Source organism: Alkalibacterium subtropicum (assembly GCF_900112455.1).
GTDB classification, from domain to species: domain Bacteria; phylum Bacillota; class Bacilli; order Lactobacillales; family Carnobacteriaceae_A; genus Alkalibacterium; species Alkalibacterium subtropicum.
This window is the reverse complement of sequence record NZ_FOLT01000006.1, coordinates 33725-49709: the sequence shown is the minus strand read 5'-3', so window position 1 is coordinate 49709 and position 15985 is coordinate 33725. Positions and strand designations below refer to the sequence as shown.

Here is a 15985-nt window from a genome sequence, read left to right as displayed (position 1 = left end):
AACTAGGAATAGTATAAACAAAAAGCTCTGACAAATAAAGCATTCAGAAAATTAAATAGTGAACGTTTATCGATATGTTTCTCAAATCAGATTTCGCTAAGCATATTGTTATACCGGCTGATCACATTTTCGCTAGTAAGCAGGGCGAACTAAATTAAGTTGTGACCTCTTAACTATTATTGATTGATGAGTGGCACAAATTTTCCGTTTTTCTGTCAAGTCAATTGCTTAAGTTTAGCGAGTTGTCATTAGTTGAGTCCTATAGTGACTACTCAGGGACTAAAATATTTTGGGTCGGATAGTAAAGGGGACTTTGTTGCCCACTCACTGTAATTCGTTCACTGGCTGGTCAGTAGATGCCTTTTTTAGTGCCCTCTCACTCATAAACTAAGAATGACCAGCTAGAACAATCCCCTTTTAGTGTCGACTCACCAAAATTTCCCCACCAGTTTGCACTATTTAATAGCTTTGCATCAAGTGAGACTAAATTTTTACTGAGTGGTCACTACATGTGTTCCATAGGCTAGTAGCATTATAGTAAACATCCCAAGAATGCTACTACTCGCATCCGGCGAGTAGGGTCTAATAAAAAAATATAAAACATTACAGATAAAACCAGCCGACAGACCTGTACTAGAGGTCTGTCGGCTGGTTCGGTTTTAATAATTAAACTTAGCTATCGCGTCTTTCATTTCGCCAGCCAGTTCAGCCAGCATTTCACTTGCGTTGGCGATCTCGAGCATGGTGGATGTCTGTTCTTCCACCGATGCTGAGGCTTCTTCTGTGCCCGCCGCGTTTTCTTCAGAAATCGCTGACAGATTTTCGATCACTTCAATGATCTTCTCTTTTTTCTCGGTCATTTTTTCTCCAGAGTCATTGAGTGAGGCGATGACGGCATTCATCTCCGTGATCGCTTCAGAGATCCCGTTGAATTTAGTGTTTGTCTGTTCGACTTTATTGCTCTGATGTTCTGAGATAGCTGTCAGTTCTTTCATCGTTTCCACAGCTTGGGTGGTGTTGGCATTTAGATCGGTCACGATTCCACTGATCTCTTCAGTGAATCCGTTGGACTGATCGGCCAGTTTCCTGATTTCTTCAGCAACGACTGCGAACCCTTTGCCGGCGTCTCCCGCTCGAGCAGCTTCTATTGCGGCATTCAGGGCCAGCAGGTTCGTCTGCTCGGCTATGTTTTTGATCATGTTGCTGGCGTTACCGATCCTCTGGGCACTTTCATTCGTACTCACGATGATGTCCTGAATGTCGGCAGTTGAACGACTGCTGGTTTCTGTCGCTTCCAGCAATTCTTTCAGACTTGTAGAGCCCTCGTTTTTCAATGCATCGACTTTATGCGTCGAGGTATTCAGATTTTTGAGATAGTTTTCATTGCTTTCAACTAATACACCGAGCTCTTCTATCCGCTTGGAACCATTCTCGGTATCCATCGCTTGTTCAGCGGCACCTTTCGCAATTTCTTCGATCGCTCCGGCCACTTCGTTCGCTGCCAGCGACGACTGTTCGCTGGAAATATTCAATTCCTTGGATGACGACGCCAGCTGCGTGGAGGTGTCCGCTATCTTTTCAACGAAATCTTTGAGGTTATCATTGATCTGCTGAAAAGAGAGTGCCAGTAAGCCGATCTCATCTTTTCGCTTCGTTAATTTCACCGGAATATCTTCTGTGACATCAAGGTTTGATAGTCTGTCAGCTGAGGTGGTAACACTGCCCAAGGCCTTGCCCAAGCTGTTCGAGAAGGTATACATGATGGCGATCGCGATGACTAAGAACGCCAGGATACTGATACTGGTGTACTGGAGTACAGTGAAAGCCCCTTGGTTATAGTCACTCTCGTAACTGCCGGCAGTCACGATCCATCCCCAGTTCGGATCGAGTTCATTGTAAACGATCTTGGTTCCGATATCTTCACTGTCCGGGTAAAACCAGTCGTAATAGGTGAATCCGCCTCCGATGTTCGCTGTGGCAATACTGTCCTGAACGAGCAGGTTACCATTCCCGGCCTTATCTTCGACGTCCCAGACATTTTCGCCCTCGAGCGTGGGATGCGCGATCTCTTCTCCGTCCTGACCGTAGACAACGATATAGCCATTTTCTCCCAAATCAAAAGGGGCAGTGATGGGACGCGTGCCGTCAGCTTGTCTTTCTCCCAGCAAGTACTCTTTGACCATTTCCTGGGCTTCATCCAGCTCCATCGTTCCGTTTTCAACTTCCTGATTTGCCAGGTCGATCATCTGAAGAGACATTTCGACGGCGTTTTGAAGGATCGTTTCACCTTTTTCATTCAGCTGGTCCTTCGCAATAGTGTATCCCAGAAAACCGATAGAGACATTAGAAATGACAAGCAGGATGATGGTGATAAATAAGGTTTTTCCTTTGATCGACTGCGTGATGTTTGACATTGTTTTCCTCCAGATTTATCTATTATTTTTATAGCGCGAAAATACATGTTCAGTCAAGCTTATGTATGTTGGGTTTGTTCATCTGCTCTCCTCTCTTTTCAGATATGACGGTAATATGACGTTAGTTGGTCACTCAGATCGTTGTTCTACTTGACCACTCTATTACTATCGGAAGTGAAAGTCTTGATTTAATAGTAAAAGCCTTATATTGAAAAAATTTTATACTATTAAAAACACTCTCAAATCGCAGAACATTACTGTTCTCAAGATTTGAGAGTGTTTTACTATTTATACGATTATTGGTTCAAATGTCTGACGCGCTGTTCTTTGCTTAAGATATTCGTGATACGGATACCGAAGCTTTCGTTGATGACGACGACTTCGCCTTCCGCGATCAGTTTGCCGTTGACATAGATCTCCAGCGGTTCATCGGTCATTTTGTCCAGTTCCACAACAGAGCCGGTGCTCAAGGACAGGATATCCTTGATCGTCTTTCGGCTCTTGCCTAAGACGACGCTGAAATCGAGCGGCACGTCCATGATCAGGTCCAGATTACGCGGTGAACCTTTTGTCTCATTACGTGGCAGATCCTGGAATTTAGGTTTTTGTATGGATACAAATTCTGTTTCTTTCGGTGCAGCTGTTTCAGGCTGGACGTCTGTTTTAGGTTCTTCAACTTTTTTGACCTCAATCGTGTCACGTCCGTTCAGGACTTCCGCTTCATCCCCGACCATGATTTCAGAGATCTCGATCACGGTGTCGATCGGCAGGATCTGCATGATCTCACTTTCAAGCAGGCCTTCCACACTTAATTTGAACGACGTCGTGCACACCACTTCAGACTGATTGGGCATGGCCAGCATGGCATCATCCGCGGATTCCCACAGTTTGACATCTGGTGGTGAAATGTCGACACGACGGTCGAACATCGTGGCCATCGCTGTAGAAGCTGAACCGATCATCTGGTTCATGGCTTCGGATACCGCACTGAGTTCCAGTTCAGTAAATTCCTTGTCTTCTAAATCTTTTCCGTTATTCCCCATCATTAAATCCGCAATAATGATCGCATCATTCACATCGATCATCAGTACATTTTTGCCAACCAGACCTTCTTTGAATGCAATCGACGTGACCACTTTAGGGGTCTCGCTTCCATCAATAATATCTTTAATGGTCACACCTTTGACTTTAGGTGTGGTGATACTCACTTTTCGATTCAATAATGTGGAAAGAGTCGTCGCCGCCTGCGACATGGAGATATTCCCGACTTCGCCGATAATATCCTTAACGTCCTGACTCAAGGGATCTTCGATCGGTTCCGGTTCTGGTTCAGGTTCTGGCTCCATTGTTGCGGTGCCATTAAGCAACGCGTCAATTTCTGCCTGGGTCATTTGATCACTCATCGTCACTCTCTCCTCCCGTAAATTTTAATATTTCTACTGCCAGTTTGTTTTCGAGCTGTCCCGGTTTCACTTTGAAATAGGGTTTGTTTTCAACGTACATCGTCAACGGCCGTGACGTCTTGTAATCCAGCTGGATGATGTCGCCTTCTTCCATACCGAGAAAATCCGACACACTCATTTGTGATTCGCCTAAAAGGACTTCGATATCGACGGGCACTTTATCCAGCCCCGCAGCCAGCTGTCCCCGTTCAGAGGCATCGAATTCCTTGCCGGAGTGGAACCAGTTCTTGAAACTCAACTTGTCTAATATATCTTCAAAGAATATGTAAGGAATACACAAGTTTATGTAAGTTCGCTGGTCTTCCATCGTGACAGAAAAAGTGACCAGGATGACTGGTTCGTTGGGTGACATCGTCTGCAAAAGCTGCGGTTTCGTTTCCGTATCCTGCAGCGTGACCTCGATCTCTTTGATCTCTTTCCACGCCGTCTCGAACGTGCGCAGGAGAGATTTCATCACGTCTTCTAAAATAGCCATTTCAATGTCCGTAAAGTTGGCTTTTTCTGCTAAAAGTTCTTCTTTGGATACATCTGTATACCCGCAGAGCAGTTCGAGCATCTGCAGACTGAACTGGGGATTGATCTCCATTATCTGCAGGCCATTCAGGGGCTTGCTTTGAAACACGCCCATCAAGGTGAAACTCGGGACCGAATGAACGAATTCATCGAAAGACACTTGTTCGATCGCAGCGATCTTCGTTTCGACAGGCCGTCTTAATTGGGTCGACAATAAGTTGGATACCAGTTTAGAGAAATCTTCAAACACCATCGTAATGGTGGAGAGATACTCTTTTGATAACCGGACAGGTCGTCTGAAATCATAGGGTTTGACTTTAGGGGCATTGCTCTCCCCTTTTTCTTCGTCCGCATCGATTTCTCCACTGTCCATGGCAACCAACAGGGCATCAATTTCTTGTTGTGATAAAACTTGTTGGCTCACGACACTTCCTCTTTCTCTATTAGGATCGTTTCTAAATCTATGATACTTACCATTTCATTGTAAGCAAAGACATATCCGGAAACAAGGCTGTCCGTGTCCTCATTCAGCATCTGGATCTGGTCAGTTTCGATATTCGTTACCCCGACAACCTTTCCGACCATAAATGCCACAGGATTATCTTGTGTGTTTACAATGATTGTATTATTGTACCATAATTCTTGAGAAGTGGTAGAGCCGTTCAGCAATCTTTCAAGGTCGACCAAGGTCATGATCTGACCGCGAAGGTTGATTAATCCCTTCGTCCAGGCAGGGCCTTGGGGGATGGACGTTTCTTGTAAAGTGGTAGTGATTTCTTCGATATTCTCTGTTGTGAAGCCATAAAAGTGCTCTTTTAGTTTAAATACGATCAGTTGCATGATTGAATCCCCCTTGGTTTATCCTGTTGCGTTTTAGTATTGTGACGATTTTTCGAAAGTTACTTTTTTTGATCGACCTAGCTTAGCTGATAGCTTTGTCCAGTGCTTTGATGACACGTTCCGTATCGAACGGTTTAACGATGAAATCGATCGCGCCGGCACGGATGGCATCCATGACCATCGTCTGCTGTCCCATGGCGGAACACATCAAAACGACTGCACTGCTGTCCATTGCTTTGATTTCCTTCAATGCTTCCACACCGTCTTTTTCAGGCATCGTGATATCCATCGTGACGATATCCGGTTCGACTTCTTTATATTTTTCGACTGCTTCGTTGCCGTTCTGTGCTTCGCCGGCCACTTCATAGCCGTTCTTTTCTAAAATGTCTTTCAATTTGATACGCATAAATGCGGCGTCGTCCACTATCAATACTCGTTTACTCATGTTCATTTTCCTCCTAAGTTATATACCTAATTCTTTTAATAGCTGCTCCAGCACTTTCGGCTTCGGCACAAAATACAAACTGCCTTCGATGATCCGTCCCGAACTGTAGAAGTTGTTTTTGATGATAAACACTTCTTCGCTGAACTGATTCTGCTCCATATACACACTCGACAGGATCGATCCGAACATATCCATGGTCATCACAGGTACAGAGGCAAACAAAGGCTTGTCGATCAGCTGCATCACGGCCTGGAGAAAGGACTGGACCAGGATATTGCTCAATTCAGTCAAGGCAGAATCGATCAGTTCTTCACTCAGTTCATCATTTTCCGGCAATACGATATGCGCTAAGGCTTCAGCGTCTTTCGGGTCGATCACGAATAAAAATACGCCATGTTCCCTGCCGATCAGTTTGGAAAGCACAGCCTTCACTATTGTATCATCTGACTGTATCGTTTCATATACCTTTTCATAAGGAAGCAGCGCGACGAATGGGACATCCATTTCGACTTTATTGCCGATCATTTTTGATAAGGCCGTGGCGGCATGGCCACCGCCGATATTGACAACTTCCTGTAGGGCATCGAAGCGTAGAAGCGACGGATTCTCAGACATGACTGAGGACCCGCTTCGCTGTGCAAATGGACGTCACATCCAGGATCAGACTGATGCCGCCATCACCAAGGATCGTGGCACCGAGATAGAGCGACAGATCATTCAACTCTCTGCCCAGTTTTTTAATGACGATCTCTTTCTGGTGAATGAGTTCATCGACGATCAGGCCATACTGCTTGTCGCCGATCAACACGATAATGATATGCTTGCTGCTGGACGCTTTTTGAGGGATCCCCAGCACGTCGTTGACGCGGACAAGGGGGATCGTTTCCCCTTCATACTGGTAGACTTCGTTCTGATGTACGCCAATGGCTTCCTTTTCCTCAAAGACGTTCACTTTGTCGATCACCGCCTGCGGGATGGCAAAAGTCTCGTCTCCCACTTTGACAAGCAGGGATTGAATGATGGACAGTGTCAGCGGCAGTGTGATCCTGAAGGTCGTCCCTTTATCCACTTCACTGATCGTTTCGATCTTGCCGTTCAAGCTGGCGATTTTTTCCCTGACCGCATCCATGCCCACACCTCGGCCGGAAATGCCGGTGACCGTTTGTGCGGTAGAAAAGCCAGGATGGAAAATCAGATTCTGAAGCTGTTCATCTGTCATGCCTTCCGTATCGATGCCTTTTTTCCGGGCACTGGCTTCCAGAGCTCTCGGGTCCAGCCCCTTACCGTCGTCAGTCAGGGAAATGATGACACGGTTCCCTTCTGGATAGGCCGACAGTTTGATCGTCCCCATCCTCGGTTTGCCTTTCGCTTCCCGTTCCTCCGGCATTTCCACCCCGTGATCAGCTGCATTACGCAGCAAGTGGATCAGCGGTTCACCGATTTCTGAAATAACGGTACGGTCGAGTTCAGTGTCTTCACCTTCAGTCACAAACTGGATCTCCTTGCCCAGTTCGTTCGTCAAGTCGCGCATCATCCGCGGGAAACGCTGGACGACGACGTTAAAGGGCTGCATACGGAGTTGCAGGACCAGTTCCTGCAGTTCAGTCGTGATCCGACCGACTTGTGTCAAGGGTTCTGTCAACTCTGCCAGCTGATTCTTTTCAGAGACATCTTCCAGTCGGGTTCTATGAATGACAAGTTCTGACACCAGATTCATGAACTGATCCAAACGGGTCAGATCGACACGGATGGTTTGTTTCGCAGCGGCTGGTCTCTTTTTTGCTGTTTCTTGGGGAGAAGATCCAGCTGTTTTTTCATCTGCCACTTCGCCGGTATCTGGTGCAGCATCCGCTGCTTCTTCTTTCGAAATGGCGGCTTCGTACGTGGTTTCTGCGATACGGACGTCTTCGATCTCGCTGCAGTCTTCCACGTGTTTGAGCAGCGTTTCCTTATCTTCTTTACTTAAGTAGTAAACTGCAAAGGAATCGTCCAGTTCTCCCTGTTCCAGTGCTTCCGCTGTCGGCTTCATCTGAACAAAGTCGCCCAGCTGTTCCAGCTTGCTGATCAGAAGAAAGGCTCGGGCCGCTTTCATCATGCTGGTTTCTTCTACCCGGACGCCGATCGCATAGAGTTGATAACCGGCACTTTCAGCTGATTTGATGGCTGCACCGTCTGACTCTTCGAGGTCCGGGAAATCATAACCGTTCGCCTCAGTCTCTTCAGATGTTTCAGCTTTGCCCAGAGAGCCTCCGCCTTCCGCGACTTGTTCTAATCGCTGAACCAGCGACGTGATATTCACATTTTCGCGATCTTCCAGTCTCAGGTTCTCTACGATTTCAGCCAAGGTGTCCAGACTCTCGAAAATCAGACTGATGAGATCTGAAGACACGGTCAGTTCATCGCTTTTGACCAGTTCAAACAGATTTTCTACTGTATGAGTGAGTTCGGCCATGGTTTCATAACCCATCGTCGCGGCCATCCCTTTTAACGTATGGGCTGCACGAAAAATGACATCGATGATTTGCTTGTCATGGGGATCTTCTTCTAAATGCAATACTTCCTGGTTCAATATCGCAAGGTTGTCATCTGTTTCTTCAAAAAACAGATCACGATACGCACTATTATCTTCCATCTTCTTCCACCTTCCGCTTAATTGATTTTCTCATAAATGAATGAGGCGACTTTTCTCAAGCCATACTGATCTGGCTGATAGATCGTTTCGGTTGCCCCGGTAAAGAGCAGACCGCCTTTGACCAGTGACTGACTCATCCGCCTGTATATGTCTTCTTTGATCTCATTTTTAAAATAGATCGTGACATTGCGGCAGACGATGACATGGAAGCCTTTCCGGTAGGTATCCATGATCAGATCATGCTTTTTAAAATCGACTTTATTCTTTATCCGTTCGTCCAGGACGAATGTCTTGTCGCTCTCTTTAAAATACTTGGTTTTATCCAGAAGTGACACATTTTTCAGTTCATTATCTCTAAAAATACCTGTCTTCGCCTTGGCTAATATCGTGTCATCGATGTCTGTCGCTATAATATTCTGCTTTAAAGGCAAGTCATGTCTGTCGACGATCATGGCCAGAGAATAAGGTTCAGCGCCTATGGAACAGGCGGCACTCCAGATCGAAATCGAATCAAATTTCTGTGATAAATCTGTAACCAGCAGATGCTCAAAGTTATCGAACAGGTCTTTATTTCTGAAAAATTCAGTCACATTGATCGTTATGTAATCCAAAAATTGTTTCTTTATCCCTGCATTGGCATGGATCAGCGTCGAATATTCTTCTAACGTCTTTGCACCCGCCTGCTTCATGATGGTTTGTATGCGTCGACGCAGCTGCTTTTCTTTATAGGCGTCCAGCTGTAAGTTGAGATTGGCTTCGACCCATGTATAAAAGTACTCGTAATTTAATGTTGTCATATACTCACCTAGTCATTTCTTTTAAGATATCGGCAATTTCTGTTAAACTGCCGACTTGATCTGAGAGTCCTCTTTCAAAAACGACACGCGGCATGCCGTAGACGATGGAGGTCTGCTTGTCTTGAGATAGGATATATCCGCCGGACTGCTTGATCGATTCGCAGCCGTCTGCCCCGTCATTTCCCATTCCCGTAAGGATGATCCCCAGGATATCTTTACCGTATGTTTCAGCCGCACTCTCAAACAAATGATCCACTGCCGGTCTGACCCCGTGAACTTTCGGTTCATCGTTCAGGCTGATTTTATTCTTTCTGATCAGCATGTGCTTTCCGCCAGGTGCCAGATAAACGGTGCCGGGTTTTATCCGCATGTTATCCCTGGCTTCCAGCACATCAACTGAAGAGAGGGAGTCCAGTCTCTGAGCGAATGAAGCCGTAAAGCCCGCCGGCATATGCTGTACGATGAAAACAGGGACGGCAAGCTGTTCACTGATCGACTGGATAACATGTACTAACGCTTTCGGTCCGCCTGTTGAGGCCCCGATAGCAATAGCTTTCAGAGAAGCTTTTTTCTCAAGCAGTACATCGGGCACCAGGGACTGACTCTTTTTCACTTTCACCGTCCGTTTGTCCTCTGGAAAATGACTGCGGATGCGTGTCTCCAGGTCTTCCTTGAACGCTGTCCAGTTTTCTTTGATCGACACAGGTTTTTCTACAAAGTCCTCGGCACCTAATTCTAACGCTTCAATGGTCGTCTTTTCATTCGTTTTTGAGCTCAGCATGATCACTGGCAGACGATAGCGTTCTTTCAGTGTTTTCAGTGTTTCGATCCCATCCATTACCGGCATTTCAACATCCAGTGTCACAAGATCCGGCCGGCTTCGCTCGATGACTTTCAGAGCTTCCTGACCGTTTCTGGCGACATCAACGACTTCCATATCTCTGCTTTCATTGATCATGTTACTTAACACCTTGCGCATCAAGGCTGAATCATCGATAACGACTACTTTTATATTCATACTAAAATCCTCTTCAACCTTCTTTTATAATATATATTCTTCTCTGTTGACCATGCGGACCTTCACATTAAAGTCCGTTAAATCAAAATACATGGAACGCCCCATCTTTCCCCCGACGTGCTCAGACACGATCGGGATCTGTAAATCATGGAGGGTCGCCTTGACCGCTTCGATATTCCGCTGTCCGATCTGCAGGGTCTGGGTTTCGTTCGAAAAGGTGAACATGCTGGCTCCCCCCGCGATTTTGGCCAATAGTTTTGTTTCTCTGGTCTGTGCTCTCAATTCAGCTGCGATTTTTGGTAAAGCCAGATCGGCGAATTTCGGCCATTTGGACGTGTCTGAAAAGGACGAACTGTCCGGCAGCATGATATGGCTCAATGCACCGGTTTTCGCTTCTGGAGCATAGAGCGCGATCCCTACACACGAACCGAGACCGATCGTGACCAGCTGATTGGGTGCGGCCGCCACTTTATAATCTGAAATACCTACTTTTATTTGTTCCGACATGATTCTCTCCGTTGTGCTGCTGTAGTTTGCTGCTTATTCTTTAATCGTATGGATAGAAACAAGGTCACGCATTTCCTCGGCCTTGTCTGCTGAAAACAGGCTGTGCGGATCAAGGATAGGGATGATTTCGTCTTGGGCTTGAATGAATGCTGTGATATAAGACGTCGATAACCCATCTGCTTTTCCAGCATCCTTATCCATCAGATCGGACGTATCATAGGCTTGGACAGTCGTGACTTCATCCACTAACAAGCCCACTTTTGACTCTTTCCAGAAAGCCAGGATGATCTCGGCGTCTGCCGGGTTCTGGTTAGGCAGTGCATAGAACCGGTCAGCCAGGTCAACAATGACGATGACTTCCCCTTCGATATCTTGAACCCCAATAATATAAGAGGACAGATCTGGGACGCGCGTTTCATTTTCAAGTGCAATGATCCTGTCTGTTTGTGTGATCGGCAGGGCAAACGTCTGCTTGCCCGCCTTAAATAATATATGCTGTTCCATTTTTCTAACTCCTTTGATTAGGCAAATTCCGGATCCAGATCGACATCAGCAACCTCAGGGGTTTCTTCATCTGACTCTTCCTGACTGATCAAAAACTGTTCAGCTGACACTTTCAGTGTGTGCGCGACATCCTCCAGACGATTGATATGGGTCGTAAAGTCTTCCATCGTTGCCAGGATTTCTTCAGCGTTGGCAGAAACCTGTTCTGTCCCGGCAGAATTTTCCTGAGCACCGGCGGCAATGCTTTCAAGCTGCGCCACGACTTCTTCTTTTTTCTCATTGATCACAGCCGATGAACGCTGAACGACCAGCATGCTTGACACCAGCTGCTCAAGTGACTGGGCAACATTTTCAGATGCCTTGATGGCTTCCTTGATTTTTTCCGTCTGCACTTTACTGTCGTCATTTGTTTCATCTAAATGGTCGACCATGTCAGAAGATTTCACCTGGATTTCTCCAATGATCGATTGAATGTCTTTAGACGAGGTCGCACTTTGTTCAGCCAGTTTTCTGATTTCATCCGCGACGACGGCAAAGCCACGTCCGGCATCGCCTGCACGGGCCGCTTCGATCGACGCATTCAACGCCAGCAGGTTCGTTTTAGACGCGATCGTTGTGATCGCCTTGACGATCCCTTCGATATTCTGGATATCACTGTCGACATCTTTGATTTTTCCTTTCAGAGAATCGAGCGTATCAAGGGTTTCTTTCCACTTCTGATTCACTTCCTGGGTGGCCTGGGTGTTGGTGCCATTGACGATCATCGTGTCATCAGCGTATTGGCCCATCTGTTCAACAGCCTGATTGATTTCACCAAGTGCTTTGGCCAGGTCATTCATCTGTGTGACTGTGGCTTCTGTGTCCTGCGTCTGCATCGATGTCGACTCCGCTACGCCATTGATCGTATGAGAGACTTCAGCAGTCGAGCGGCTGGTCTGGTCAGCGATTTCTGTCAATGTGGTCGCCATGCTGGAAACGTTCTGACTGTTTCCTTGGATCACTTTGATCGTATCTTCAAAATTCGTCAGGGTTTGATTCAGGGCTATCCCGATCTGATGGATCTCGTTTCCTTTAGGATCCAGTTCACTGCCCTTTTGGGCGATCGTCTGATCCGTTTTCTTTTTGCTGGAACGTTTTAATTTTGCAAAATTCATGCTAAATAAATCTTTTCTTGACAGACGGCGCGTTAAATCCCCTTTGCTGACATCATCAAAGACAGATAATAAAGTTTTCGTAAGGTTGTTTATCACGATTGTGATGAGTCCAGACGTGATCAAAGCGAGGATGATCACGATCACAGTTATTGTAATGATCGAATTTCTCAAGGCGTCTGTTTCCTGGGCCATTTCATAAGACTGCACCATGCCATAGACATTCAAGCCGAGGTTGGGCAGACGCTTGTAATAAATCCCCATTTGTCCACCATTGATAGAGTTATCATAAACCATTCCTGATTCTTCTCCGGCAAATGAATCTTTGAAATATTTACTGTCCGCCAAGCTGTCTCCGACGATCTGATCTCTTGAAGAAGCCAGGATCTCTCCGGAATCGGAGACCAGATTGACATAACCCGTGTTGGCCAGCTGGATATCCAAAACATTCAGACGGATCGTATCTATGTCAAGATCTATGGCCATGATCCCTTCGACTTCACCGTTGTTCGACACCGCACGGTAAGCGGTCAGACGTGTACGGTTATTGATGGTATACGGTTCAGACCATGTCGTCTGCTTCGCTTGTGCAGCGCCTTCAAGCCAGGGGAAAACATCGCCGGCGTTTCGGCCCACTTTGATGGCAGCATAGGTCGTGACATAAGGGATCGATTCATCCAAGGGGATATAGTGGATATCGGCTATTTCCGGATTACCTGTCGTGGCATAAGTGAAGCTGTTCTCAAGATAGCGTCTGGCTTCGTTATACTCGCTTGACAGTTCAAAGGCTGCCCCGCTCAGGATGAGTTCCCGGAGCGTTTCCTCTGCGGCTTCACCTGTCGCTTTGATCTGCGAGGCCAGATTCGTGGTGATCTGCTGCTCCTGTGCCTCCACCCGGTCTTTCAAGAGAGCAGTATTATTGTTGTATGTAAAAAACAGGGAACCTAAAACAGGGAGCAGCATCAAAAGGATCAGACTTAAAGCAATCGGAACTCTTAAACTCCTGCGCTTATTTTTAAACGTGAATGCCCCTCCTTTAATTGAAGCTGTTGCCTTATTTAAATCAGACCAGTCGATGGTTTTGACTTTCTTCACTAAATCAGTTGAAAAGCGTTTGATCTTGTTCATGCCCTATCTCCTTTAAACTTTTTTATATTTGTCAGTCTCTTTTATACTATCGGCTTAAACATTAAAATGTTTATGCTTTCATTTGGTCTTTCTGTTTTATATGGTATAAAGTTGCTGCAATAAGCGATGACCTATGTAATCCTTGACTTCATTGTGCCGGGTGGAAGTCAAGGTGTTTGCTCTTTAATTGATGGCGAAGCAGCAAGCCTCAGTTTTATAATAAGATGGTGCTCTTTATCCTGTGATCAGGCCATTTCGGGTGCCAGATCCACTCCAACTACAGCGGATGGCGCTGTTTCAGGATCGTTTTGACCGATCGCGAATTGTTCGGCTGATGTTTTCAATGTCTGTGAAACCTGCTCCAGGCGACCGATGTGCGTGGTGAAGTCTTCCATGGTGGCCAGGATTTCTTCCGCATTGGCAGATACCTGCTCAGTACCGGCAGAATTTTCCTGAGCGCCGGCGGCAATGCTTTCAAGCTGCGCCACGACTTCTTCTTTTTTCTCATTGATCACTGCCGATGACCGTTGAACCACTGTCATGCTTGAAACCAGTTCTTCCAGTGACGCCGCCACATTCCCGGATGTCTCCATTGCTTCTTCTATTTTCTCAGTCTGGGCGCTGCTGGTGTCATTGGTTTCTTCCAAGTGGGCGACCATATCGGAAGATTTCACCTGGATATCTCCAATGATCGACTGGATATCTTGAGAAGAAGCGGCACTTTGTTCTGCCAGTTTTCTGATCTCCTCGGCCACAACAGCAAACCCTCTCCCCGCGTCTCCCGCTCGGGCAGCCTCGATCGACGCATTTAAAGCCAGCAGATTCGTTTTAGAGGCAATACTTGTGATCGCTTTGACGATCCCTTCGATATTCTGGATGTCACCATCCACCTCAGTGATCTTCGTTTTCAATCCGTTCAATGTCTGAAGTGTTTCGTTCCATTTCTGGCTGACTTGTTCGGTTGCGCGGGTATTACCTCCATTGACGGTCATCGTTTTATCTGCCTGTTCCCCCATCTGACCGACTGCGTGGTCGATTTCACTCAGAGCTTTCGACAGATCGTGCATTTGACCGACTGTTGTTTCTGTATCTTGTGTCTGCATCGCTGTCGCTTCAGCTACACCGTTGATGGTATGAGAAACTTCAGCAGTGGATCGGCTTGTCTGATCAGCGATTTCAGTGAGGGTCGCTGCCATACTTGAAACATTCTCACTGTTACCCTGGATGATTCTGACCGTTTCCTCAAAATTTGCCATCGTATGGTTGAATGCCAGGCCGATCTGATGGATTTCATTCCCTTTTGGATCGAGAGCTTTTCCAAGGTCGCCTTCTCCACCTCTTTTTTTACTCCATTTAGTTAGCCCTTTGATCACAGCATTCGCCGGATTCAATAAATCACTTTTGTTAAGTCGTGCAGTCAAATCGCCGTTTTCTACCCGTTTGAACCCGTTCATGAGCGCATCGGAAATCGATGAGATGAGTCCCGAAGCCATCAGAGCAATGAGCGTCGCTCCGATAATGGTGCATAGGGTCACAATAAGCAGGATCCCCTGCAGGGTGGCTTCCTCGAGCGCCATCTCATCAGCACCGACCATCCCATACACATTCAGCCCCAGACTGGGTATGCGGTCATAATAAATACTGAATTTGCCGTTGTTTATGTCATCATCAAAAACCATTTTTGAGGTGTCTTTATTGGTGAGAGCATCGATATCTATGACACCACTTGTATCGATTTTCTCTTTTTTCGTCGATTGTTTGAAGAAGTCATAGGTCGACATATTTTTTCCGATAAGATCTTCGCGGGAAGATATTAGCACGTGGCCCTCATCATTCAGGATGCTGATAAAACCTGTTCTGGCGATATGCGTGTCATTGATTTCCTGGTGGATGACATCAAGATCCAGATCGATTGCAAGCACCCCGGCATTTTCACCTAACGTCGCGATCGTCTGAGTGACGGTCATCCGTTGAATGTTATTGAAGGTATGTGGTTCCGTCCATCTGAGGCCACTGGCAGTGCGGCTGGATTCAAACCATGGAAAAATCTCAGTCGGATCGGCATCCCCCTGAACAACCGTCAGTGTGGACACAAAATCTCTGTTGGGATCCGTTGGGATAAAATGTACATCGGTAATATAGGGATTCCCCGTAGACACGATCTGGAAGCGTGTGTCCAGTTCTTTTATCGCTGCTTCATCCCCTTTGACCACACGCCCAAGCATGCCGTCTAAAGCTAAGCGATTAATGATTTCTTCCGCGGTCACACTGGCATCGGTGACATTCTGCACCAGGTTCGCAGTGATCTGCTGCTCCTGGTCGACCACGCGGTCTGATAAAATAGCCGTTGTCCGGTCATATGTAAAAAGCATGGCTGCTATAACTGGTATCAGCATCAGCACGATCAGACTGACCGCGATAGGCCCTTTCACACTCTTGTGTTTCTTCTTAGTGATCTTTTGCTTATGCATCTTTCCTTTTTTCCTGTGGACTCCTTTTTTTGGCCAATTGGCTGTCGTTAGCTTCTTTATTCCCCGTGTAAAGTGCTGTCTGACTTTCTGCATCTCTTTTCC

The 15985-nt window shown here is 46.4% G+C and carries 13 protein-coding genes; all 13 read right to left on the bottom strand.

Translation table 11 applies throughout. The features are described from left to right. Nucleotides 1-659 precede the first annotated feature (659 nt). Nucleotides 660-2414: a methyl-accepting chemotaxis protein gene (locus BM049_RS07405; RefSeq protein ID WP_091530010.1), complete on the bottom strand. Its 1755-nt coding sequence runs from the start codon at nt 2412-2414 to the stop codon at nt 660-662. Between the two features lie 296 nt (nt 2415-2710). Beyond that, entirely contained in the window at nt 2711-3817 is a 1107-nt protein-coding gene (fliY, locus tag BM049_RS07400) for a flagellar motor switch phosphatase FliY (RefSeq protein WP_091530006.1), read from the bottom strand. Continuing rightward, entirely contained in the window at nt 3810-4814 is a 1005-nt protein-coding gene (gene fliM, locus BM049_RS07395; RefSeq protein WP_281242210.1) for a flagellar motor switch protein FliM, read from the bottom strand. The genes fliY and fliM overlap by 8 nt, the downstream gene beginning before the upstream one ends. Next, a complete protein-coding gene (locus BM049_RS07390) occupies nt 4811-5230 on the bottom strand; it encodes a chemotaxis protein CheW (RefSeq protein ID WP_091530003.1) in 420 nt (139 codons plus the stop codon). Before BM049_RS07390 ends, fliM begins: the two co-directional genes overlap by 4 nt. A gap of 82 nt (nt 5231-5312) precedes the next feature. Further along, complete coding sequence (locus BM049_RS07385; RefSeq protein ID WP_091486878.1) at nt 5313-5675, bottom strand: response regulator; 363 nt, start codon at nt 5673-5675, stop codon at nt 5313-5315. Nucleotides 5676-5693: 18 nt separating this feature from the next. Beyond that, complete coding sequence (locus BM049_RS07380; protein ID WP_091529998.1) at nt 5694-6290, bottom strand: chemotaxis protein CheC; 597 nt, start codon at nt 6288-6290, stop codon at nt 5694-5696. Then, nucleotides 6283-8307, bottom strand: a complete 2025-nt coding sequence (locus BM049_RS07375; protein ID WP_091529995.1) for a chemotaxis protein CheA — start codon at nt 8305-8307, stop codon at nt 6283-6285. The genes BM049_RS07380 and BM049_RS07375 overlap by 8 nt, the downstream gene beginning before the upstream one ends. A 17-nt stretch (nt 8308-8324) precedes the next feature. Continuing rightward, a complete protein-coding gene (locus BM049_RS07370) occupies nt 8325-9104 on the bottom strand; it encodes a CheR family methyltransferase (RefSeq protein ID WP_091529992.1) in 780 nt (259 codons plus the stop codon). Between the two features lie 4 nt (nt 9105-9108). Further along, nucleotides 9109-10122 carry a protein-glutamate methylesterase/protein-glutamine glutaminase gene (locus BM049_RS07365; protein ID WP_177188631.1) on the bottom strand — a complete coding sequence of 338 codons (1014 nt, stop codon included), beginning with the start codon at nt 10120-10122 and terminating at the stop codon, nt 9109-9111. A 24-nt stretch (nt 10123-10146) separates the two neighbouring features. Continuing rightward, nucleotides 10147-10629, bottom strand: coding sequence for a chemotaxis protein CheD (locus BM049_RS07360; protein ID WP_091529987.1), 483 nt, complete (start codon nt 10627-10629; stop codon nt 10147-10149). Nucleotides 10630-10662: 33 nt separating this feature from the next. Beyond that, the gene (locus tag BM049_RS07355) at nt 10663-11133 is read right to left on the bottom strand and encodes a chemotaxis protein CheW (protein WP_091529986.1); all 471 of its coding nucleotides are present in this window, start codon (nt 11131-11133) and stop codon (nt 10663-10665) included. A gap of 17 nt (nt 11134-11150) precedes the next feature. Continuing rightward, nucleotides 11151-13412 carry a methyl-accepting chemotaxis protein gene (locus tag BM049_RS07350; RefSeq protein WP_091529983.1) on the bottom strand — a complete coding sequence of 754 codons (2262 nt, stop codon included), beginning with the start codon at nt 13410-13412 and terminating at the stop codon, nt 11151-11153. A 245-nt stretch (nt 13413-13657) separates the two neighbouring features. Beyond that, a complete protein-coding gene (locus BM049_RS07345) occupies nt 13658-15883 on the bottom strand; it encodes a methyl-accepting chemotaxis protein (RefSeq protein WP_177188630.1) in 2226 nt (741 codons plus the stop codon). Nucleotides 15884-15985 lie beyond the last annotated feature (102 nt).